Consider the following 21,345-nt stretch of genomic DNA (forward strand, 5'->3'; position numbering starts at 1 on the left):
GGCGTTTTTTTCTACATTTCTTTTCTATTTTTCATCCTTAACACATAAGCACCAGCAATAATAAAACCAATTCCTAAAACGAATAAAGCCGCAAATTCATTGCCGACGCCGCCAGTAGCTGGCAAACGCACTTCATTATGAGTATTAGGTTGTTGCATCAGCTTCACATCAGCGGAAGGTTTCACTTCTCCATTCGATGTTGGCTTATTTGGCTTAGAAGAAAGCGATGCCTTTTCTTCTTTCTTATTTTTCACAATATGTTTAATAATTTCTCCATCCTCTTTTATTTCAAATGGGAATGTCTCTTCATTTATTACATATCCATTTGGTGCTATTGTTTCTTTATACGTGTACTTTCCGTATGGTAGTTTAAATTTCGCTACACCTTGCTCATTTGTTTTTCCTTTTACTACTTCTTTCCCTTGTTCATTGTAGATTGTAAACTCTGCGTTCGGCAGTTTCGTATTTCCATCCGCTATATCTACTTTCGTTATTTCTAATTCACCTTCTACTTTCTTATCTTGAACGATATGTTTAATAATTTCTCCATTCTCTTTTATTTCAAATGCGAACGTCTCTTCATTTATTACATATCCATTTGGCGCTATCGTTTCTTTATACGTGTATTTTCCGTATGGTAATTTGAATTTCGCTATACCTTTTTCATCCGTTTTCCCTTTTACTACTTCTTTCCCTTGTTCATTGTAGATTGTAAACTCTGCGTTCGGCAGTTTCGTATGTCCATCCACTATATCTACTTTCGTTATTTCTAACTTGCCTTCTACTTTTTTATCTTGAACGATATGTTTAATAATTTCTCCATTCTCTTTTATTTCAAATGGGAATGTCTCTTCATTTATTACATATCCATTCGGTGCTATTGTTTCTTTATACGTGTATTTTCCGTATGGTAATTTGAATTTCGCTACACCTTTTTCATCCGTTCTCCCTTTTGCTACTTCTTTTCCTTGTTCGTTGTAGATTGTAAACTCTGCATTTGGTAATTTCGTATTCCCATCCGCTACATCTACTTTCGTTATTTCTAATTCACCTTTTACATTTTCATTTTTCAGCTCTAATACTGCAGTTTCACCAGTTTTCACTTCAATTTTTTTAACACTTCCGTCTAACACATATCCAGCTGGCGCTTGAATTTCTTTGACGCTATATATACCGATTGGAAGATTACCTAACTCCGCAATCCCCTTATCATTAGTCGTAACATTTTGTTTAAAGTTTGCATTAGAAACTTCAAACACCGCCCCTTTTAATACTTCCTTTTTTTCTCCTAATTTCATAATCTTTAAAGAGCCTACTGATTCCCAATTTACAACTAAATCTGTACTGATTTTCTCACTATTTCTTTGTAACAATACCGTTGTATTTTGAACTTTTTCTGATCCTTTAAAAGCTATTGCTTGTAAATTTGTTAAAGTAGACTTCACTTTCATTTTAAAGTTACCACTACTCGTATCTTTCGGGATTAAGATTTTGAATTTTTCGTTAATTGATAACGTGCTTTTCTCTTCTCCATTTTCATTTACAATTCGAAGCCCTTTAGGAGTATTTTCAGGAAGAATTGTATAAGATCCAGAAACCGCATTTGTTTGCACTGCATAAAACCCTGTTTCTAAATAATCACCTTTTTGTGTAGCAGTTTGTGAATCTACAGGATTAACTTTAAAGAATACATCTTGTGATCCAGATTCTTTTTTTGAAGTCTCTACTAAACGCTTCATAAGATTATGTACACGTTCATTTTTCGCAACTAAATCTTCTTCCGTTAATTCATTTGCTGCAATCCATACTGCTAATTGTGTGGCATAATGCGCTTCTTCCGTTGTCGCTACACCTAATTCAGATGGGCTTTTTTGAGGATATCCATTTAATAAAATACGATATACGGCATCAGATGTTTTCCCCATCTCTGGCAAATCATCCCCATTGGGTGAACGTAAATCAGGCGTTAAACAATACGCAATACTACCCGAAGCTGTTTTAATTATTTCTGTCTTTATTTCACGCTGTTTCGAATTACTATAGCTCCAATCCATCTTATATGTTTCTCTGTTCATTACTTCTGCCTTTACTTGTGGCATTGCAATTCCTAATAAAATAATAAGAGCACTTAAAAAACTAAACCATTTTCCTACCATCTTTCGTTTCATTCTCTCCACCACCATATATAAATTTCTACATGAATCAATCTTACTGTTTCATTGTACTTATAGTGAAAAAAAGAGAATAGGTGGTTTTTTTGTAGTATCTTGTCGAATTGTTGAGAAAGTTTCATAGTAATAAGCAACTTTAAAACAGTTTGTTGTCATGCTGCTATTGACAAATAAATATTACATGTTTCCAATTTTCAAACATAATAAAAAAGACACTTTATAAGTGCCTTAACTTACGGGAAACAAATTTCAAACAAATACATATTACTTATCTTTTTCCTTTATCTCCGTCAACAGCTCAATCATTTTCTCATTTTGCTTAACTTGTTTCTCTAAATTTTGATAGATGAAACGAACCCATCTAAGTGCAAGAATAATAAGGAACAACGGAAGCATTGAAATTAAAAAACCAATAATTGAAAAATTCGTATACATATACATCACCTCGCTACATACAAATTCTCCACCTTTCTACTAAAACCTGCATTTTTTTACAAATAAAAGAAGAATCTATCAAACGATAGATTCTTCTTTTGCGAACTCATTAGAACGTCCTCTCGTAATCGAGAAAATCGCACAAAGCAACGCTAATATAATAAAGCCGCCGCCTACCCAAGCATTATATATAACAGATGATTTCTCAATAACAACTCCGCCTACTGTTGAACCGAGCGCAATCCCTAAGTGAAGGGCAGAGTTATTTAAACTTTGCTGAATACCAGCTGATTCTGGTGCAATTTCAATTAAATAATTTTGTTGTGCTGGCGAAATAGCCCAGCTCAGCATACTCCAAATTCCCATCATAATAATGAACAGCGGGAATGAGAATGTCATCACCGGCAATAGGAAAATCGCACACGAAAATACGATAATAATTGAGATAATACTTTTCTTCGATCCCCATTTATCAGCAAGCCAGCCTCCGAAGCCGCCCCCAATTACTGCTGCGATTCCGAAGATGAAGTAAAATACACTAATCCAATTCGCTTCCACATGCATAACATCTTTTAAAAATGGTGTTAAATATGCATATAGTGTTAAATGACCCGTTAAAAATAAGAATGACGTTAACTGTGCACTGACGATTTTTTTATCTTTTAACGTAGCAATTTGTTCTTTTATTGATAATACCGATGTCGGTGGTACTTTCGTTAAGAATAATGAAATACAAGCGATTGCCATAACTGTTAAGATTGAAATGAGTACAAATGGTGCACGCCATCCATATGCATTTCCGAGTACAAGGCCAAGCGGTACTCCAAGTACAAGTGACCCACTAATCCCCATGAAAATGATTCCAATTGCACGTGCACGAAAATGCGGTTCTACAACGCTAGAAGCAAGTGTTACTGACAGTGCAATAATAAGCGAACCACTCGCCGCACAAATCACCCTTGAGAACATTAACATCCCATAATTCACACTAAATGCTGAAATAATATTTCCGATTAAGAAAATTGATAATGCCCCAACATACAATGTTTTTCTTTCAAATTTCCCTGTTAATGCTAATAAAACAGGACCTGATAAAGCAAATACTACTGAAAATATTGTGATAAGCTGACCAGCTGCACTAATAGATACTCCTAAATCATTGGCAACTAAATCAAGCGTTCCTCCTATAATTAGCTCAACCGTTCCGACTACGAAAGCCGCGATAGCTAAAATATACACACGAAAATTCAAGTCTTTCCCCACGCTTTCTATTTTGGTTACTACGACTATAGTAACCAAAATAGAAGTTGAACACAAGTACAATTTTTTTACAGTAAAAAAGGTAGGCGTATGATACGCCTACCCTTCACTCATGATACTTCATTTTTATTCTTCTTATTTAAATACCAATATACCGGCAGCCCCGTAAAGACAATTCCAATTGATAAGAAACAACTTATCGGATCGTTGATAATTGCACTACCAATTACAAAGAACGAACCTAAAATTGCAACAATTGGTACGATTGGGAATAACGGTACACTGTATGCACGCTCTTTATTCTTATTACGTTTTCTTAAAATGAAGACACCAATAAACGTCATTACATAGAAAATATAAATAATGAATACGGAAATCTCAGATAGCTTATTCGGATCACTAATAATCATTAAAATAATTCCTAAAATGATTTCAACAGTAATCGCATTTGCTGGTGTTTTAAATCTTGGACTTTCCTTTGCAATAAACTTAGCAAATGGAAGTTGTCCACGTTCTGCCATCGACATCGGGATACGTGGGAACGTTAAAATCTTTCCATTTAAACAACCGAAAATAGAAACGATAATACCGATACTAATAATTTTTCCGCCATATTCTCCAAGTAGCATTCCTGCAGCTGTCGCTGTTGCATTTTCTCCAAGGTCTACAATTTGCGTTGCTGGTAATACATTCAATAACGCCAAATTAATTAATACATAAGCAGCTGTTACAATTAAAATCCCAACTGTCATTGCTTTCGGTAATAACTTTGTTGGATTCTTCATTTCTCCGCCAATCGAAGCAAGTAAAATCCAGCCGTCATAAGCAAATAACGTTGCTAAAATCGCCATCCCGATACTTTGATTTTCTGATATCGGTACAACTACGTTAAAAATATCGCTATTCCCTTTCCAGAAACCTAACACAACAATTAATACGATTGGAATCATCTTTCCGATTGTCGTAATTGTTTGGACGATACCTCCGTATTTTGTTCCCATACTATTTACAACGCCAAGGAACACAACTGTTCCAATTGCGATTGGTAAATTCCATACTTTATCTAAATAGAAAAAATTAATCATTAAAGAACTAAAGTATAACCCTAATGTTCCAATAATAGCTGGCCCATAAACAATCGTTTGCATCCAGCCTGATAAATATCCCCAAAAACTTCCGTAAATCTCCTCTAAATACGTATACAACCCACCATTTTTCGGGATTTGCGCTCCAATTTCAGCTACTGTCAAACCACTTGCTAACGTCAACAGACCACCAATTATCCAAGCAAGAATCGCCATATTAGAACTCCCCGAGTAATCTAATACGCTGCCTGGTTTCATAAACACACCAGACCCAATAATCGTTCCTACTACGATAGAAAGTGCTACCGTTAAACCAATTTTGTTCTTCTCATCATGATGCATGCTGCGTATCCTCCTTCCAATCCTAGTGTGATGCAAAAATGAAATAAAAAAACACTCCTCCCTAAAAAAGGGACGAGTGTTATATTCGTGGTTCCACCCTTGTTTCAATTCGCAAAGTAACACACTTCACCAATTTCTCAAGTCTAAATAACGGTTTTTGCCGGCAAGCAATTACTAGATGTTCGTTCACTGCTGCAGTTCAGAGGTGGTAATCTATTTTTTCGTATTAGGAAGCTCACAGCCAAAGGCTTCCCTCTCTGAGAATCGTAAAAAATTAATCGTGTCCTCATCATCACTTCTTGATGTCGAATTTTGTAGTTATTGTTCATTATATTGAATTGTTAGAAAAAATCAATATATTTTTTTATATAACATACGAAATATTCCTCTTCTTATATTATAACAGAAGCTGTAATATTTCTCTAATTCCCCCGTATCTTTGGAGCAGTGTAGCTGTAAAATTTATATCAGCGATTTGTCAAATATATCGACCACAACTCAAATTATATCGGCGATTTTCAAAATATATCGATTTAGCAACAAAAAACGCCAACAGTAAAAGGAGGTCTTTCAAAAGAAAGCCCCCTCATGCCTGTACCTTCCGGTTGCCCACACGAAAGATACGACTTCATTCAATTATTTCTCATCTTTTTTCATAAAAAACTTATGGTGCGGTAAATCAACATTCAATGCCTCTAATTGTTTCTTTTCATTGTCTAAAATTGCTTTTGCTTTTGTTTTTGTTGCCTCATCTAATCCTGCAAAGATGTCTTCATGTTTCTCTTTCTCTGGAAGTTTTACGCCTAGTTTTGTTAACTCTTCTTTTGCTTGCTCATGCGTTAATTTTCCGGATTTTTCTTGTTCAAAAATTGACTTCACTTTTTCTTTCGCCTGTTCATCTAAATTAGCAAGCATATCTTTACGCTTACCTTTCTTTGGGAATTTCACACCTAGTTTCGTTAATTCCTCTTGCGCTTGTTCACGTGTTAATTTACCGGATTTCTCTTGCTCTAAAATGGATTTCGCTTTTTCTTTTGTTTGTTCATCTAATCCCGCAAACATTTCTTTGTGTTTACCCTTTTCCGACAACTTCACTCCTAGTTTTGTTAATTCTTCTTTTGTTTGTTCTCGTGTTAATTTTCCAGACTTTTCTTGCTCTAAAATCGACTTCGCTTTTTCTTTCGCCTGTTCATCTAATCCCGCAAACATTTCTTTACGTTTTTCTTTCTCTGGAAGCTTTACACCTAGCTCCTCTAACTGTTTCTTTGTATCGTTCATAATCGTTTTTACTTTTTGTTTTGTAGCGTCATCTAAATCTTTTTTCGCCGTTTTTGTAGATTGCTCAGCTGCCGGAGTATTCGTTGCCGCGAATGCCGGAATACCGACTCCTCCAATGATTCCGAATGATAAAGCACCTGCAATCGCTACATACCCAACTGTTTTCTTCTTCATAGGAAATTTCCTCCTTCATATTTCTAAAGCATGTACACTTCTGTATACAATACCTATAATAATGTCGGTTTCTTAACATTTCCTTAACGACTTAACAAAAAAACACCGCTCTTAATGAGCGGTGTGATTCTAAGCTTTTTGTAATTGTAATTCTTCACGTTCCATTATTTTTCTTAATACGATTGTTTGTGTCATTGTAAATAAGTTACCTGTTATCCAGTACAACACAAGTCCTGATGGCGCCGCAAATCCCATAAATAAAATCATTGCGGGCATCATAATTTGCTGAATCTTTAGCATCTGTACTTGTTCTCCAGGTGTAATATTCGATTGGAAAACTTTCATCTGAATAAATGTCGTTAATGCTGCAATAATCGGTAATATATGATAAGGATCTGCATGTCCTAAGTTCACCCATAAAAACGAAGATGTGCGAATCTCTTCTGTTCGGCTAATCGCATAATACAAAGCAGAAAAAATCGGCATTTGTATTAATAGAGGCCAGCAACCAGCAAGTGGATTCCAACCGCCTGATTTCATTAGTTCTGACATTTCTTTTTGATACTGTTTTTGTTTTTCAAGATCTTTACTTACATCACCGTATTTCTTCTTTAGCTTCTGCAATTCAGGTTGCATTTTCTTCATTTTCGCTTGGCTACGATATTGCGAAACAGCTAATGGAATCATCGCTGAACGAATAACGAGCGTCATAATAATGATAGCAATCCCGAAGCTAGCTCCCGGTATATGATGAGCAACAAATTGAATCATAAACGAGATTGGATATACAAAATAATGATCCCAAATTCCCGTACTATGTGCATCAATTGGGGCTGCATTACTGCAACCAGATAAAACAAAAACAAGTAATAATGATAAACTAACGAGCACAGCTCGGTATGATTTTAACATGTTCATTCCTCCAATGTTTCGTAATTATTTAGCGAAACATTGGTGTATACGGACCGACCTCGTCATTCTCTTCACTTGATTCTTGTCTGCGTACAGAACGAATCATTCCATATTTATAAAAAATAGAAAATAGCGGTACATTCCCCGCACTATCTTCACATGTATCAACTAACGCAAATGCTCTTTGTCTACCGCTCGATGCTTGCTGACGCACAAAGCGAGAAACGTTAGCAAGGAAGAAAACTTCTAATAAACAAAGTGCTGTCGTTACAAACGATATATATAGAATTGCATCCTGCAATAAAAATTCCATCGCTTCACATCCTTAATAAGGTCATTTTAGCACATTCGGCAAACATTCTCTATTTCCTTTTATCGTCAAAAAAAGTATTTTGCATATTTTCTCAAGAAAATAATAATTGAGAAACATTGTATTCGCTTTCTTTAGTATATTCACACACATCAATGAATAGGCTTGATTTATTAGAAATTTATAAAATTTTTGCATTATAATAAAACTATTGCCAGTTTTTGAAAAAACCTTTATTCTCTTCTTGTAATCAAAAATGAATATGGAGATGAAACATACTATGGGTCAACTAGGAGACGCCGATTACGTTCCCGACACCGCCTTTTTATCCTTCCCAGCAGCTAAAACATTTCACTTAGAATTTATCATACAGTTGGTTGTTATTTTCGTAGCTTCTATTTTGTATGCAATTTCTATGAATATGTTCTTTATCCCGCATAACATGATTAGCGGTGGATTCGCTGGAGTAGGGATGATTATCGGTTATTTAATGCACTACAATATCGGTGCACTTATCTTTTTACTAAACATTCCTCTTCTTATTTTAAGTCACTTTTACTTAGGCAAGAAGACAACCTTTTTAACAGCGTACTTTGTAGCTGTATCATCGTTAGCGATGAACATTATCCCTGTACACCAAGTTTCAGACGATATTTTACTATCTTCTGTATTCGGCGGTGTAATCTGCGGAGCAGCCTCAGGAATCATATTCCGATTTGCTTCTTCAACAGGTGGATTTGATGTTGTTGGATTGATTGTAGCGAAATATCGCGATGTCTCAATTGGAGCAATCATCTTCGGATTCAACTTAATCTTACTTGTTGTAGCAGGATTTATTTTCGGATGGGATATTACACTTTATACGTTAATCAGTCGATTTGTAGTCAGCAAAGTGATCGATGCTGTGCATACGAAACATATTAAATTAACGATAATGACAATTACAGAAAAAGGCGAGGAAATAAAAAGCGCCCTACTACATCACGGCATACGTGGCGTGACAATGGTAGATGCTGTCGGCGGCTATACAAACCATAAGAAAAAAATGATTTACACTGTCGTGACTCGCTATGAGTTAGGCGAAATGAAACGTATTATCCGTCAAGTGGATAACAAAGCATTTATGAACATTACTGAAACAGTTGAAATTGTCGGCCGTTTCAAACGTATATAAAAAAGGTCAATACATGAAAGGGCATAACATATTAGTCATATATAATATGTTATGCCCTTTGTTATTCAACTAACGCACCCTTTAGCATAATACAATTACTACGTTTATTTTATTACTACAAATCGGAGGATAGCATTCCATATACAATACTATCTGTCCACTCACCTTTATTCCAAAAATCTTGTATGAAATGGGCTTCCTTTCTCATGCCTATTCGTTCACACAATTTTTGTGAAGCTGTATTACGTGCATCAAGATTAGCTTGTATACGATGTACATTACATTCATTAAATAATTTAAATACCAAACTACTTACTGCTTCTGTTGCCAACCCTCTCCCAGCTACTTCATTTGAAAAACTATAACCAATCTCAACAGTGTCTTTCATATTTGTGTACCATACAGATAAATCACCAACTACTTTCGTTTTGTATATAACTGCCAAACTTAATATTGAGTCTTTAGTAAGCACATTATTTGCTAGCTTTTTATTAAATCTTTTCTGCATGTCTTCATGAGTCCACTTATTATGTAATAGGAACTTACATGTATCATCACTATTATAAATAGCAAATACATCCTGTAAATCAGTACTTTCAAAAGGTCTAATTATCAATCTTTCTGTTGTGATCTCCAAGTTAGCTCTCCTCCCTTACATTCATGCCATAAAACATTTTTTATAGTATTAAGCCTCCTTCTTAGATCTCACCTTGATTACATATTTCATCAAAATACATTAAAATCCTTCTTCCACTAAACCGCACCGTTAATGGTATTTCCTTGCGTTTTTTATTTTTTACACTTATTACAAAATCAGATAATTCTATTATTATGTCTCTAAATGTGTTATAATGAAAACAGACTCACAAAAAAAGAGTATATAGATTGGAAGTTTCTCATATTTTACAAGCAAAAAGAAACGAGCAGTCGGGTATATTTCAGACACCATACACGTAACGGTTTAAACAACCGATCATCTTAGTTACTCTTCAATGATCTTTTTATAAAAAGATACGTACAACTAAAATTCACTTCAATATACTATACCTACCTTTTTGACTTCCAAATCATCTTATTACATAGGGAGATGAACATATGAATCAATATATACGATATACAATAGCTGTCCTGTTTGCTATTATCGGCGGAACAATCTGCTTCTGGACAAACACTCAGCTTGGAGAGAATATCATTTTTAATGGAATCGAAACACTTGTAAGCGCTTCAATTTTAGGCGGATACATTTTCTTCCTCTTTAATCCAGAGGAAAATGCGCAAAAAACAATGTTATTAACAATGATCGGAATCGTTGGTGGATGTATTTCCTACTCAATGACTAACTATACATTACCACTTCAATTAAGCTCAGCTTTCTTCCACGGTCTATGGACTTGGTTCATTGCATTCTGTCTAGCAGATGTATTCAACCTATTACAAGACAATGAAGAAGAAAACGGTCGCCAAATTGAAAGTAACTCGTAAGCTGGAAGATATTCTTCCAGCTTTTTTATGTTGTTTTGCATACCACAGCATCATAATAAAAAGAAGTTACCCTCACGGCAACTTCTTTTCCACATACCCCACTTCGTATTCACTAAAATATATCAACGATGTTTCAAATATATCGATCGTTTCTCCACTTATATCAACGATTTTTTCATTATATCGGCGATTCAACACAAGATATCGATTTAACGACAACCTTCGACACTCGAAACGCACAACATACCCTATCCCCCAAGCAATTTACTGCCGAACTCTACGATTAAAAAGATAACTAATAGAATCGCGAGTATCTTTAATGCTACATATGCTACTTTAAAAACAGCATAAATGAGCAAGACGATTAAAATAATCGTTAAAATTTCCATCTAGAATTCCTCCAAGCTTTACTTTGCTCTTCACATCTTATTTTACTCGTCCCACACTTTTTACGGAACGGCATAAGACGACATAGAAAAAAGAGGATACCTCACCCATCGTAAGATACCCTCTTCTTTAGCTGCTCAAACCATTCTCTCTCTAATTGTAAATATCCCATTTCACTCTTCTCGGCGCTCTTTAATTCTTTATCAGCTTTCCTCATATAAGTACGGGATGCTTCCATATCGCCCTCTAAATGTTTAATAATTCCTTGTGTACGATAATATCCGTTTAGGTCCATTTTTGTAATAGTCCTTGCATGTTCCTTTGCTTCTTGCAAAGAAAGACTATCCATCTCATAAAGGGCTTTATATAAAAGGTACCAACTATGAAAACTACTAACGAAAAACTTATTTTCTTTCGTTACAGGTTGTCGAACAATTGGTTCTATATACGGTATCGCTCTTTCCATTCCCTCTTGATCCGCACGAGCCAAAAAGACGAGCATAAGTCTGCTCATTATATCTCTTATCCCTTTATTCTCTTTTATTTTTTCCTCACTCAGTTCTACTAATCTTTCATCCCAATCTCTCGGTCTTTTATAACTAAATAACTCACTCGATATTTGAATCTCATATAAATGATTTCTAGCTCTTTCATCATCTTTAATTAAAATAAGAAATTGCATACCATCACTCATAAGAGTTCCTTTTATCGGCACAATTGTAACCGCAAAGATTGCAAAATGGAAAAAGGAAAAATATAAAAGATATTGATAATAACTCACCATATATATGTAACCGAAAGTAATACCAAATAGTAAACTCGTAATCGGTCCACCTAAAGTGAGCCACGCCCATTTTTTCGAAAGATTCGGTGTCTCTATAGAAGGTGGTACTAGTGTTGCAACGCCTCCAAAGTACGCCCATAGTTTATTTTCTCGAATGCGTAATTTTCCCTTTTCTGTTTGAATAGTAATGGGTCCTACTGTCATAAATTTAAATGTCAAACCACCTATTACACCAAATACTACATGTCCTAGCTCATGAATGGCTAACACTAACAATGAAATTCCAACTATTGCCCATAGGTTCAAAATTACTTCTAATTTCCCAGTTCGGATTACTCCGTATAAAATGGACAAAACTAACGCCGCCGTCATAGAACCAGCTGGCCTTCTTAAAATATCCACCTTTTTCTCCCCTTAATAAATCATTTTTCTCTGCATTTCGTACATAAATTTTCCGATATGTAATATCCAAATAAACGAGATTAAACCAAGCAACACGAAATTGATATCACTAACTGCTGTATATATAACGGCAGCCCACCATACATATGCCAATACTTTATTCGTAAATTCATACGCTTTATATCCAGCTTCATGCACAATATGTTTTAATCCTTCATCTGCATTTTTCTTCCACATCTCCATAGATTCTATATATGTTACACCTTGTTCAGGGTAAAGCTTGTTATAACGATTCCTTGCCATGATCCCAATAATCACTATAATAATCGTAAAAACAGTAGCAGCTACCATGTTCCAAATTGCGAAGGAAACATTTGCATCATGTATGAATGCACGTCTACATGTAATAACTGCATATACAAACCATGCCTGCGTAACTATATCACCTATACGTAAATACATAATTACAATCCCTAATTTTCTACCTTGTACACTCTCTTCTTCATCACGTGCCTCCGCTAACATACGTGTATTCTTCCAAGTGTAATACATCATTATCATTCCAAAAAGAGTACATACACCTATTAATATATTGGGTGATAATTTTCTCGGTTCATCCGAGAGTAAGTCTAAAGCTATATAAGATGCAAAAAAGCCACCTACCATACTTAATATGAGTTTGCAAAAGCTAATAAATTGTTCTCCCAGTTTACCCTTCACCATCATCTTCCCCCTCCACTAACGTGAATATTTCCTCCACCGGTACATTGAAAATTTGTGCAATTTTTAACGACAATACGATAGATGGTGCATAATCCCCACGCTCAATTAAACTAATCGTTTGCCGCGATGATCCAATCGCTTTCCCTAAATCACCTTGTGATAAACGATGCTTTGCTCGCAATTCCCTCACTCGATTTTGAAGCTTCATGTCTTCCCTCTTTTTCATTTATTTAATTGAAATTGTAAATAATACCCTTATTTTTGTCAATTATATTTGTCATTTTGACGTTAATAATTGACAAAAATAAGGATGTATTATGATGGAAATAACCTATATAATGAATGTGAAATATTAAACAAAGGAAGTGACCTATGAATAAAACATCTACTTTTTCCTATATTCTTACTAAGCTTACAGCAGCTTTCTCCTTATTATTGGCTATTAGTATGCTCCCCTTAATAACTGAGCAACAAACACTCTATAATTTCTTAACTGGATTACGGGAGCTACTATATTTTCCCTTCACTCCTCTTCTTTTGTTATATGCTATTTGTTGTTCTATTTGCATCGATAAATTGAACTTAAAAACGCATACAAGACTGAAGACATTTTGCCTTTATATTTTTTGCGGCTATTTATTCTTTATTCCCTTCCTAATATTTAAAGAAGCTAGTCTCATACAGTTCTTGTTCCTCGGATCAATTGGTGCAGTATGCTCTCTTTTTTTCTATTTATGTACAGTCATAGCAACAAAATTTAAGTGGATACAATATTTCGTGCCATGCATTATGCTTATTATATTTATCACAATCAACTTAATAGATTTAGAAAAGGCTGAAACCTCAAAAGAACAATGGGTCGAAACAAAAACAGAAAACTCTTTCGAAGCATCTTTTCAACATTTTACCGGTGAACATAAAGTCCCAATTGAACTAAAACGAGGTGACATATTAGAATTCACCATTGAATCACGAATTGAAAATCCGAATGGCTACATAGACGAAGTAAAAATGGCTAGTGAATTTCAAGAGGAAGAAAATTATTTAGCTCCAACTGGTCCGAATACATATCATTTCGCAGCAATTAAAACCGGCACTTATTACATTATAGTTAGCGGAAATCAATTAAAAGGAAATTTGAAAATAGATTGGAACATCAAATAAAAAAGGCAGTGCTTTTGCACTGCCTTCCTAAATTCTGACATAGAATGGATTCCATATTAACTTGCGTTTTGTAATAATGCTCGTTTTAACTGTTTACGGAAACGAACTCCTAGCGTAATTGCTACAATCACAATCACTCCAAAAATGATTTTACCGATATGACCTTCTAGCGCTCCAAAAATATCATGTAAATTGCCACCTAACCAGTAACCACCGATTAAGAAGAATGATATCCAAAATAGAGCACCTGAGTAAATTGTAATTGCAAAGCGGCGGAATGGTAAGTTAATAATTCCTGCAAAGTATCCTGTAAAGTGACGTACACCAGGAATAAAGAAACCGATAAAGATTAGGAAATATCCATACTTATCAAACCACATTCTTGTTAAGTCGATTTTTCTTTGCGTTAAAAATACGTATTTCCCATACTTTTGAATAAAGGGCATACCTAATTTATTTCCTAAAAAGTATTGAATCGTCATTCCTACACTTGTCCCAATAAAGGATAGAATGATTAAAATCGGTAAGCTTAAATCACCCTTATGTGCTAAAAATCCCGCATATGCTAACGTTGGCTCTCCCGGAAACGGAAGTGCAATATATTCTAACAGCAAACCAACAAGTACAACATAGTACCCGTATTGCTGAAATAATTCATGAATCCATTCCATGTCATCTCTCCTTTCAATCACGTGCAACTTCTTACTAATATTGTATAAAAAAATTGTCGAAATAACTATCACAATAGCTTACATTTTTATTACATTTTTGTAAGGCTCTCACTAAACTTTTACGTTCTTTATTTACTTTCGTTTTCAGACAATTTAACAAGTATATACTGTGAGAAAACAGATCCTTAATATGCATTTTTTATCCATTTTTTAACACTTGAAAATCGTTATATTTTGTTCTTAATAAAAAACCACTACAAACTCATACGAACTTCATATTAGCTTCATATACGTATTGTAAGATTATATCGGAATTTGTTGAAAAATTTAACCAATAAATGACTAAGCATTAATTTGAATAAATATGAATAGCTTTTCGAAATTGAAAAAAGGGTGAATAAGAAATGGAAGCTTATAAAATGCACGATTTTATTAATACAAATGTTGAATCTCATCAAAATGAAACCGTTTTTAATTTACACATATGTGAAACAAGTGAATTTGACGTAAGTTTAACAAAATCTACTACACTATCTTTTATCGTTTCAAAAAAGAACATTAAAATTGTCACGAAAAAATGGATTAATTCAAATCAAGAAAGCATGATTGGCAAAAGCTATATCATTCCAACGAAAGCTTTTCACTACTTCTTACCAATTATTGCTGAAACTGAAGATGAATTAAATATTCAAGTTCAAAGCTTTGGACTACATGGGGAACTTTTATTAAATGAAAGATTACTTATTGATAAAAACAACAAATACAATGCCAAAATTACTACTTTCTTTGAAACATTAGATGAAAATGTAAATAAAGTATTACGAGGATTGCAAATTCATTGTATGTAAGACTACTACAATAGTAAAAAGGAGAATATAATGAAAAAACTATTATTAAGCGCACTATTATCATTAGGATTTTTAACTATTCCATTCACAAATGCTGAGGCAGCTACAACAAATGATCAGCTTATCGTAAATACACAGTTAAATAAAATGGATTATTATCAAAACGGAAAATTCATAAAGAGTTTTACTGTCGCTACTGGAAAAGCAGCTACTCCTACACCTAAAGGTACTTTTCAAATCGTAAATAAAATTAAAAATCGTCCTTATTATACAGGCAAAATTAAAGGCGGCGATCCACGTAATCCACTTGGTGACCGTTGGCTCGGACTAAACATGGCAGGAACTTACGGAACAACTTATGCGATTCATGGTACGAACAATAATCAGGCAATTGGTAAGTGGACAACACTAGGTTGTATTCGTATGTATAACAATGATATACACTGGTTATTTGAGCGTATTCCCCAGCAAGCTACTGTCACTGTAAAATAACCTCAAAGCGCGATTTACATGTAGCCAAGAATTTTATGTCTTGGCTTATTTTATTTCTTCATTTACAGTAGCAAAACAACTGTATTTACATATATAATAGGAATAGATTGTGTTAAATAAAATCCAAACATTGATAAACATGGATATTAAAATTATACAGTTATAATATTTTATAAATTTTACAATACATACTATAATAGAATTACTGTAATTCTTAAATATTCAGTTTCACTAAACAACTCCCCTTGCTACTTTCATGATTATTTTATGGCGGGGGCTTATTATATGTATAAACAATCTGAGTCATCGGAAAAATGATGAATTCGAATATTGCAGTTAAAAGCGTTATTTAGGAGGTGTTACTATGACGCATATACTGGTGATTGAAGACAACCCAGATATACAAGAACTGATTCGTGAATTTCTAATGGCACAAAACTTTACCGTTGATGTTGTTGGCGCTGGAACAGAAGGTATACTTCTTTTCCAAAAAAATTCATACGATCTTGTCCTCCTTGATGTGATGTTACCAGATATAGATGGCTATAGTATTTGTAAAATTATGCGAGGACAATCTGATGTACCAATCATTATGTTAACAGGCTTACATAATGAAGAAAGTGAAATTAAAGGATTTGAGTTAGGTATTGATGACTATATTACGAAACCGTTCCATTACACCGTATTTATTAAACGTGTAGAAGCCGTATTAAGAAGGGCAGCAACGAAGGAAGCCGAAGCTGCAACTATACTACAATTCCATGAATTGATGTTAAATTCTACAGCATATGCCGCTTATGTTCATGGTAATCAAATTGAATTGACAACAAAAGAATTTGAAATTATTTATACTTTACTGCAAAATCGTGGGAAAGTATTATCAAGAAGTGATTTGTTGAATAAGGTATGGGGCTATGAACATTATGGTGATGTAAGAGTTATAGATACACATATTAAAAACTTACGAAAAAAATTAGGGATTCCTTATATTAAAACGGTGAAAGGCATTGGCTACAAAATCGAATCGTAGCCAAGGCAACATCACCAAAAATATTTTCATCAAAACCTTATTATTTTGTATTCTTTTATCACTTTGTCTTTATCAAATTATTTACTTCTTAGCTTCAAACTACGATAAAGAACGTTTTGCGAAAGAAAATGGAACGCATACTACAGAACAAGCGAATTCAGATACACAAAACGATCAAAGTAAAACGAATCAAAATAAAGCTGTATCACAGGGAGACATGTTTAATTTTCAATCTTCTATTATAGATTATAACTCTCTCTCTACAGCTATCAATCATCTTTTGCAGCCTAGCCAAACTGCAAAAGCAAAAGAACATACTCAAAATATTTCGGGGGAAAATAATGCTTCTGCTCCATCTACAGAAATGGAAAAGCAAGTCGCTACTAATGATGCCTTACATAAACAAAATGCAGCAAGTAAAGCAAATGATGCACAAGATAATCCAAAATTAACAGATGTACTGCAGCAATTAGCTCCACATATTGGCGCGACAATGCTTGCATTATCTCTGCTCGGATCTTTAATTTATGCAAAAATAATTGCCAAACCCTTCCAGTATATGAGTGATGCTTTAAAGGATATTATGAATCTTGATTTCTCAGATAAAAAGCTACTTCACAAAAATACTGATCAAACAGATTTTAATTTGCAAGTAGCTGCTTCACAAGTACCAAATATAGTGAAGAATTTACATGCAAGCAATCAAGATTTAAGAAATGAACTCAAAAAGGAACAACAATTAGAACAATCTCGTAAAGAATTTATGTCTATGGTTTCCCATGAATTAAAAACACCAATCGCAGCCGTTATGGGACAACTAGATGGCATGATTCACGGAATTGGAGCTTATAAAGATAGAGATAAATATTTAAAACGTTCCTATGAAATGATGCAAGACATTAACATATTAACGGAAAAAATGTCGGAATTATCCAAAATACAAAACCCTCAATTTAAACCTGATTTAAAAGTTATCTCATTAACTAATATTATTGAGGATGTTATGAAGAAAGTAGATTATTTCGTATCTGTAAAGCAGTTAAATGTTCAATCTAACATTAAACAAGATGTACAAGTTTTAGCTGATCCTAAATTTATTCAAACTGCCATTTTTAACATTATTTCAAATGCAATTCATTATACAATTGACCATCAGCATGTATACATAAAGCTTTATGAAAAACCAAACGGTTACGCATTAGAAGTATTAAATACAGGTTCACAAATAGATGAGGATAAACTTGCCCATTTATTTGAGCCATTCTATCGCGCAAACCCTGACAAACATGGCTTAGTACAAGGTAGTGGTCTTGGGTTATACATTGTAAAACAAATACTAGATAAACATCAGTTTCCTTATGGGATACAAAACACGCCTCAAGGTGTAAAATGTTCTATTGTATTCCCAAAAGCAATGTAAAAACCTACTACAATTTCATACCCCAAATTCATACTTCGTATGAGTGGCGGAATTTTGTAGAGTATATGACTCTGTTTCGTTCGCCCGTTATCCTTATTTGGATAGCGGGCGTTTTTTATTATTTAAAAGGAGGATTTTCATGGAGAAATTTAAGTATTCATTACTCGTTTTATTCGGAGCTTGTAGCTACGGCGTACTTTCAACTATTTTCAAACTCGGATTTATTGATGGATTTTCAGCACATCAACTATTAGGAGGACAATATGTCTTCGGATGGATTGGTCTTCTTCTGCTCGTTCTTTTCGTTTCACGTCATAAAGTAACAAAAAAACAATTCTTTTCCTTACTAACAGTTGGTACAACGATGAGTATGACCGGTATCTTCTACGCTATTTCTGTAGAAGAACTACCAGCATCTATCGCTGTCGTCCTACTTTTCCAATTCACATGGATTGGTGTAGTCATTGAAGCAATTGCAAATCGAACATTTCCAAGCCGTGAAAAGGTTATATCTATCCTTATTTTATTTGCTGGTACATTGTTTGCTGGCGGTATCTTTGAAGGTCTCGGACAAAGTTTTTCTACAAAAGGGATTATTTTCGGACTATTAGCTGCTGTCTCTTTTTCATTCTATGTTTTTGCAAGTGGACGTGTCGCTACAGAAGTTCCGCCCTATACGAAAAGTTTTCTTATGACAACAAGCGCTACTCTGATCGTATGCCTATTCTTCCCGCCAACCTTTTTAACAGATGGTGCTTTGCAAGCTGGCCTATGGAAATATGCTTTCTTCCTCGGTTTGTTCGGTGTTGTCGTACCTGTCATTTGTTTTTCAATTGGCGTACCGAAAGTAGGAACAGGACTTGGTACAATACTAGGAGCAGCTGAATTACCAACAGCCATTATCGCTTCTATTACACTTGTACATGAAGTCGTAACGTTTATGCAGTGGATTGGGATCATCTTTATACTACTTGGGATTTTTATCCCTCAGCTACTTACCGCTAGGAAAGAAAAGAAACATAGTAGCGTGCATACTGCATAACAAAAGACCTTTCATGTATTTGAAAGGTCTTTTTCTCTATCTCACTTTACCGCTCCATATAACTTCTCTATCTCACACTCAATTTGTTTTACATCAATCCGTTCAAATAGTGGCTGCACGCTATCAATTCTACTTGGCAACGTATGTTGAGGCTCCCAATTCCGGTTCACAATCGATAATGTGTTTCTAACTCTTTCACTTGAAAATGGTAAAAATGGTTCAAGGAGATTTGCAAAATTAGCGATAAGATACACACAGTTATAAATCGTTTTTTCGCATGAAACTGGATCATCTTCTCTTTCTTTCCATGGCTGCCTCTCATCAAAGTATTTATTTGCAAAACGTACTGCATCAAATATTGATTCTAGCGCTACCTTAAATTTAGTTTGCTCAATTGCCTCTCCTACATGTTTATATAGTCCTTCTACTTTATCTTTCAGCTCTACATCAATACTTCCTTTCGGCACGATACCACCATAATATTTTTCAATAAACTTTAATGTTCGGTTCACAAAGTTCCCATATGCACCTAATAATTCACTATTATGACTGTAAATAAATTCACGCCATGAAAAATCAGTATCGCGATTTTCTGGTGCATTTACTGTTAAAAAGTAACGAATAGAATCTGGATCATAGCGTTCTAATATATCAGGTACCCATACTGCCCATTTTTTACTTGTAGATAATTTTCTTTTTTCAACTGTTAAATATTCATTCGAAACAATATGACGAGGAATTGCTCCTTCCCCTATTCCAAGTAATACCGCTGGCCAAATGATAGAATGAAACGGAATATTATCCTTTCCATGCACATAATATGTTTTCGCTTCGCTATCCCAAAACTCTTGATCATCTTTCCCTGTTTCTTCAGCCCAATGTTTACTTGCTGAATAATACCCAGTCACCGCTTCAATCCATACGTAAATTTTCTTATCTTCATACCCTTCTACTGGAATTGGTACCCCAATTGGTAAATCACGTGATACGGCCCTATCTAGTAATCCTTCTTTTACATATCTCTCTGTTAGCTGAATCGCATTGTCGCGCCATGTCCCTGTTTGTTTGGCGATTTCTACAGCCGTTTTGATTTGCTCCTGAAATGTATGCAATGCAAAATAGAAATGCTCTGTTTCCTGTACAGACGGCGTACTACCACATAACTTACATTTCTTTTCTAACAAATCGAGTGGATCTAAAATAGCTGAACACGCATCGCATTGATCTCCTCTTGCTGCTTCATGGCAATGCGGACATATTCCTTCTACATAACGATCAGGTAAAAACTGCGTACACGTTTCACAATATGCTTGTTCCACTGTTTTTTTATAAATATGTTCCTCTTCTAATAAACGTAAAAAAACTTTCTGAACCGTTTCATGATGGTGCTCACTATCTGTACGTGTATAGCAATCATACGTAAAACCAAGGCTACGAAAACATCGCTCAAACTCTTCATGATACTTATTAGCAATTTCCTTCGCCGTCACCCCTTCTTGTTTTGCCCGAATTGCAATTGGTGTTCCATTACAATCACTTCCCGAAACATACAACACATTCTCACCTTTTGCCCGGTAATAACGTGCTAAAATATCTCCAGGTAACAAACTCGCAATATGTCCAAGATGTAACGAACCATTTGCATACGGCCAAGCGCCCCCAATAAAAATACTCATCTTACATTCCTCCTTTAAAATATAAAAAGCCCCGCCCTTATCTTAAAAAAGATAAGGGCGGGGCTGTATAAACAGTCGCGGTA

General features: G+C 34.6%; 22 protein-coding genes and 2 other annotated features (1 of these 24 cut by a window edge). Of the genes, 8 read left to right on the top strand and 14 right to left on the bottom strand.

Annotation, left to right across the window (positions count from 1 at the left end):
- Positions 1–11: 11 nt before the first annotated feature.
- From AC2CGR_RS20080 to AC2CGR_RS20110, 7 genes are all read right to left on the bottom strand, one after another.
- On the bottom strand, positions 12–2,183 hold the full coding sequence (locus AC2CGR_RS20080; protein WP_484481089.1) for an MSCRAMM family protein: 2,172 nt from the start codon (positions 2,181–2,183) through the stop codon (positions 12–14).
- 252 nt (positions 2,184–2,435) lie between these two features.
- The gene (locus tag AC2CGR_RS20085) at positions 2,436–2,606 is read right to left on the bottom strand and encodes a hypothetical protein (RefSeq protein ID WP_484481090.1); all 171 of its coding nucleotides are present in this window, start codon (positions 2,604–2,606) and stop codon (positions 2,436–2,438) included.
- Positions 2,607–2,684: 78 nt separating this feature from the next.
- The gene (locus AC2CGR_RS20090) at positions 2,685–3,869 is read right to left on the bottom strand and encodes an MFS transporter (RefSeq protein WP_484481091.1); all 1,185 of its coding nucleotides are present in this window, start codon (positions 3,867–3,869) and stop codon (positions 2,685–2,687) included.
- A gap of 107 nt (positions 3,870–3,976) precedes the next feature.
- Positions 3,977–5,293 carry an APC family permease gene (locus AC2CGR_RS20095; protein ID WP_000546300.1) on the bottom strand — a complete coding sequence of 439 codons (1,317 nt, stop codon included), beginning with the start codon at positions 5,291–5,293 and terminating at the stop codon, positions 3,977–3,979.
- A gap of 65 nt (positions 5,294–5,358) precedes the next feature.
- Positions 5,359–5,595: a binding site (T-box leader), on the bottom strand.
- A 334-nt stretch (positions 5,596–5,929) separates the two neighbouring features.
- A complete protein-coding gene (locus tag AC2CGR_RS20100; RefSeq protein ID WP_087968602.1) occupies positions 5,930–6,745 on the bottom strand; it encodes a hypothetical protein in 816 nt (271 codons plus the stop codon).
- Between the two features lie 129 nt (positions 6,746–6,874).
- Positions 6,875–7,657 (bottom strand): membrane protein insertase YidC, encoded by a 783-nt coding sequence (yidC, locus tag AC2CGR_RS20105; RefSeq protein ID WP_484481092.1) that lies wholly within the window; start codon positions 7,655–7,657, stop codon positions 6,875–6,877.
- A 28-nt stretch (positions 7,658–7,685) separates the two neighbouring features.
- Positions 7,686–7,970: a hypothetical protein gene (locus tag AC2CGR_RS20110; protein WP_000394930.1), complete on the bottom strand. Its 285-nt coding sequence runs from the start codon at positions 7,968–7,970 to the stop codon at positions 7,686–7,688.
- Between the two features lie 277 nt (positions 7,971–8,247).
- On the opposite strand from AC2CGR_RS20110, the gene AC2CGR_RS20115 reads away from it, so the two are divergent.
- Positions 8,248–9,141, top strand: a complete 894-nt coding sequence (locus tag AC2CGR_RS20115; RefSeq protein ID WP_000530036.1) for a YitT family protein — start codon at positions 8,248–8,250, stop codon at positions 9,139–9,141.
- A gap of 115 nt (positions 9,142–9,256) precedes the next feature.
- On the opposite strand, the gene AC2CGR_RS20120 is transcribed toward AC2CGR_RS20115, so the two are convergent.
- Positions 9,257–9,778 (bottom strand): GNAT family N-acetyltransferase, encoded by a 522-nt coding sequence (locus AC2CGR_RS20120; RefSeq protein WP_087968603.1) that lies wholly within the window; start codon positions 9,776–9,778, stop codon positions 9,257–9,259.
- A gap of 458 nt (positions 9,779–10,236) precedes the next feature.
- Here AC2CGR_RS20120 and AC2CGR_RS20125 point away from each other — a divergent pair, with 458 nt between their 5' ends.
- Complete coding sequence (locus AC2CGR_RS20125; RefSeq protein WP_001077770.1) at positions 10,237–10,623, top strand: DUF3938 domain-containing protein; 387 nt, start codon at positions 10,237–10,239, stop codon at positions 10,621–10,623.
- A gap of 248 nt (positions 10,624–10,871) precedes the next feature.
- On the opposite strand, the gene AC2CGR_RS20130 is transcribed toward AC2CGR_RS20125, so the two are convergent.
- From AC2CGR_RS20130 to AC2CGR_RS20145, 4 genes are all read right to left on the bottom strand, one after another.
- The gene (locus AC2CGR_RS20130) at positions 10,872–11,012 is read right to left on the bottom strand and encodes a DUF3985 family protein (RefSeq protein WP_000404783.1); all 141 of its coding nucleotides are present in this window, start codon (positions 11,010–11,012) and stop codon (positions 10,872–10,874) included.
- 101 nt (positions 11,013–11,113) lie between these two features.
- Positions 11,114–12,166: a zinc metalloprotease gene (locus AC2CGR_RS20135; protein WP_131102665.1), complete on the bottom strand. Its 1,053-nt coding sequence runs from the start codon at positions 12,164–12,166 to the stop codon at positions 11,114–11,116.
- 42 nt (positions 12,167–12,208) lie between these two features.
- Positions 12,209–12,919 (bottom strand): DUF3169 family protein, encoded by a 711-nt coding sequence (locus AC2CGR_RS20140; RefSeq protein ID WP_087968606.1) that lies wholly within the window; start codon positions 12,917–12,919, stop codon positions 12,209–12,211.
- Positions 12,906–13,127 (bottom strand): helix-turn-helix transcriptional regulator, encoded by a 222-nt coding sequence (locus AC2CGR_RS20145; protein WP_000776167.1) that lies wholly within the window; start codon positions 13,125–13,127, stop codon positions 12,906–12,908. The genes AC2CGR_RS20140 and AC2CGR_RS20145 overlap by 14 nt, the downstream gene beginning before the upstream one ends.
- A 164-nt stretch (positions 13,128–13,291) precedes the next feature.
- Here AC2CGR_RS20145 and AC2CGR_RS20150 point away from each other — a divergent pair, with 164 nt between their 5' ends.
- On the top strand, positions 13,292–14,083 hold the full coding sequence (locus tag AC2CGR_RS20150) for a hypothetical protein (protein WP_087968607.1): 792 nt from the start codon (positions 13,292–13,294) through the stop codon (positions 14,081–14,083).
- A 56-nt stretch (positions 14,084–14,139) separates the two neighbouring features.
- On the opposite strand, the gene AC2CGR_RS20155 is transcribed toward AC2CGR_RS20150, so the two are convergent.
- A complete protein-coding gene (locus tag AC2CGR_RS20155) occupies positions 14,140–14,754 on the bottom strand; it encodes a DedA family protein (RefSeq protein WP_087968608.1) in 615 nt (204 codons plus the stop codon).
- Between the two features lie 404 nt (positions 14,755–15,158).
- Between AC2CGR_RS20155 and AC2CGR_RS20160 the strand changes: the two genes are divergently transcribed.
- The 5 genes from AC2CGR_RS20160 to AC2CGR_RS20180 all read left to right on the top strand — a co-directional run bounded on the left by AC2CGR_RS20160 (position 15,159) and on the right by AC2CGR_RS20180 (position 19,586).
- Positions 15,159–15,602 (top strand): DUF3978 domain-containing protein, encoded by a 444-nt coding sequence (locus AC2CGR_RS20160; RefSeq protein WP_029440601.1) that lies wholly within the window; start codon positions 15,159–15,161, stop codon positions 15,600–15,602.
- A 30-nt stretch (positions 15,603–15,632) separates the two neighbouring features.
- Entirely contained in the window at positions 15,633–16,094 is a 462-nt protein-coding gene (locus AC2CGR_RS20165; protein ID WP_000735052.1) for a L,D-transpeptidase, read from the top strand.
- Between the two features lie 364 nt (positions 16,095–16,458).
- On the top strand, positions 16,459–17,124 hold the full coding sequence (locus tag AC2CGR_RS20170; RefSeq protein WP_000148833.1) for a response regulator transcription factor: 666 nt from the start codon (positions 16,459–16,461) through the stop codon (positions 17,122–17,124).
- Positions 17,102–18,544, top strand: a complete 1,443-nt coding sequence (locus tag AC2CGR_RS20175) for a sensor histidine kinase (RefSeq protein ID WP_087968609.1) — start codon at positions 17,102–17,104, stop codon at positions 18,542–18,544. The genes AC2CGR_RS20170 and AC2CGR_RS20175 overlap by 23 nt, the downstream gene beginning before the upstream one ends.
- Positions 18,545–18,683: 139 nt before the next feature.
- The gene (locus AC2CGR_RS20180; protein ID WP_131100996.1) at positions 18,684–19,586 is read left to right on the top strand and encodes an EamA family transporter; all 903 of its coding nucleotides are present in this window, start codon (positions 18,684–18,686) and stop codon (positions 19,584–19,586) included.
- Positions 19,587–19,627: 41 nt separating this feature from the next.
- Here AC2CGR_RS20180 and metG read toward each other — a convergent pair whose 3' ends face one another.
- Entirely contained in the window at positions 19,628–21,262 is a 1,635-nt protein-coding gene (gene metG, locus AC2CGR_RS20185; protein ID WP_484481093.1) for a methionine--tRNA ligase, read from the bottom strand.
- A gap of 50 nt (positions 21,263–21,312) precedes the next feature.
- Positions 21,313–21,345, bottom strand: a binding site (T-box leader) (it continues 238 nt past the right edge of the window).

Source organism: Bacillus sp. LSHTCR4 (genome assembly GCF_057197025.1).

What these genes read in the sequence shown, in the direction of transcription:
- AC2CGR_RS20095 (WP_000546300.1), bottom strand. Translation starts at nt 5,293, where the DNA reads ATGCATCATGATGAGAAGAACAAAATTGGTTTAACGGTAGCACTTTCT.
- AC2CGR_RS20085 (WP_484481090.1), bottom strand. Translation starts at nt 2,606, where the DNA reads ATGTATACGAATTTTTCAATTATTGGTTTTTTAATTTCAATGCTTCCG.
- AC2CGR_RS20115 (WP_000530036.1), top strand. Translation starts at nt 8,248, where the DNA reads ATGGGTCAACTAGGAGACGCCGATTACGTTCCCGACACCGCCTTTTTA.
- AC2CGR_RS20135 (WP_131102665.1), bottom strand. Translation starts at nt 12,166, where the DNA reads ATGACGGCGGCGTTAGTTTTGTCCATTTTATACGGAGTAATCCGAACT.
- AC2CGR_RS20155 (WP_087968608.1), bottom strand. Translation starts at nt 14,754, where the DNA reads ATGGAATGGATTCATGAATTATTTCAGCAATACGGGTACTATGTTGTA.
- AC2CGR_RS20140 (WP_087968606.1), bottom strand. Translation starts at nt 12,919, where the DNA reads ATGGTGAAGGGTAAACTGGGAGAACAATTTATTAGCTTTTGCAAACTC.
- AC2CGR_RS20150 (WP_087968607.1), top strand. Translation starts at nt 13,292, where the DNA reads ATGAATAAAACATCTACTTTTTCCTATATTCTTACTAAGCTTACAGCA.
- AC2CGR_RS20180 (WP_131100996.1), top strand. Translation starts at nt 18,684, where the DNA reads ATGGAGAAATTTAAGTATTCATTACTCGTTTTATTCGGAGCTTGTAGC.
- AC2CGR_RS20125 (WP_001077770.1), top strand. Translation starts at nt 10,237, where the DNA reads ATGAATCAATATATACGATATACAATAGCTGTCCTGTTTGCTATTATC.
- AC2CGR_RS20160 (WP_029440601.1), top strand. Translation starts at nt 15,159, where the DNA reads ATGGAAGCTTATAAAATGCACGATTTTATTAATACAAATGTTGAATCT.
- AC2CGR_RS20165 (WP_000735052.1), top strand. Translation starts at nt 15,633, where the DNA reads ATGAAAAAACTATTATTAAGCGCACTATTATCATTAGGATTTTTAACT.
- yidC (WP_484481092.1), bottom strand. Translation starts at nt 7,657, where the DNA reads ATGTTAAAATCATACCGAGCTGTGCTCGTTAGTTTATCATTATTACTT.
- AC2CGR_RS20130 (WP_000404783.1), bottom strand. Translation starts at nt 11,012, where the DNA reads ATGGAAATTTTAACGATTATTTTAATCGTCTTGCTCATTTATGCTGTT.
- AC2CGR_RS20100 (WP_087968602.1), bottom strand. Translation starts at nt 6,745, where the DNA reads ATGAAGAAGAAAACAGTTGGGTATGTAGCGATTGCAGGTGCTTTATCA.
- AC2CGR_RS20145 (WP_000776167.1), bottom strand. Translation starts at nt 13,127, where the DNA reads ATGAAGCTTCAAAATCGAGTGAGGGAATTGCGAGCAAAGCATCGTTTA.
- metG (WP_484481093.1), bottom strand. Translation starts at nt 21,262, where the DNA reads ATGAGTATTTTTATTGGGGGCGCTTGGCCGTATGCAAATGGTTCGTTA.
- AC2CGR_RS20080 (WP_484481089.1), bottom strand. Translation starts at nt 2,183, where the DNA reads ATGGTGGTGGAGAGAATGAAACGAAAGATGGTAGGAAAATGGTTTAGT.
- AC2CGR_RS20170 (WP_000148833.1), top strand. Translation starts at nt 16,459, where the DNA reads ATGACGCATATACTGGTGATTGAAGACAACCCAGATATACAAGAACTG.
- AC2CGR_RS20110 (WP_000394930.1), bottom strand. Translation starts at nt 7,970, where the DNA reads ATGGAATTTTTATTGCAGGATGCAATTCTATATATATCGTTTGTAACG.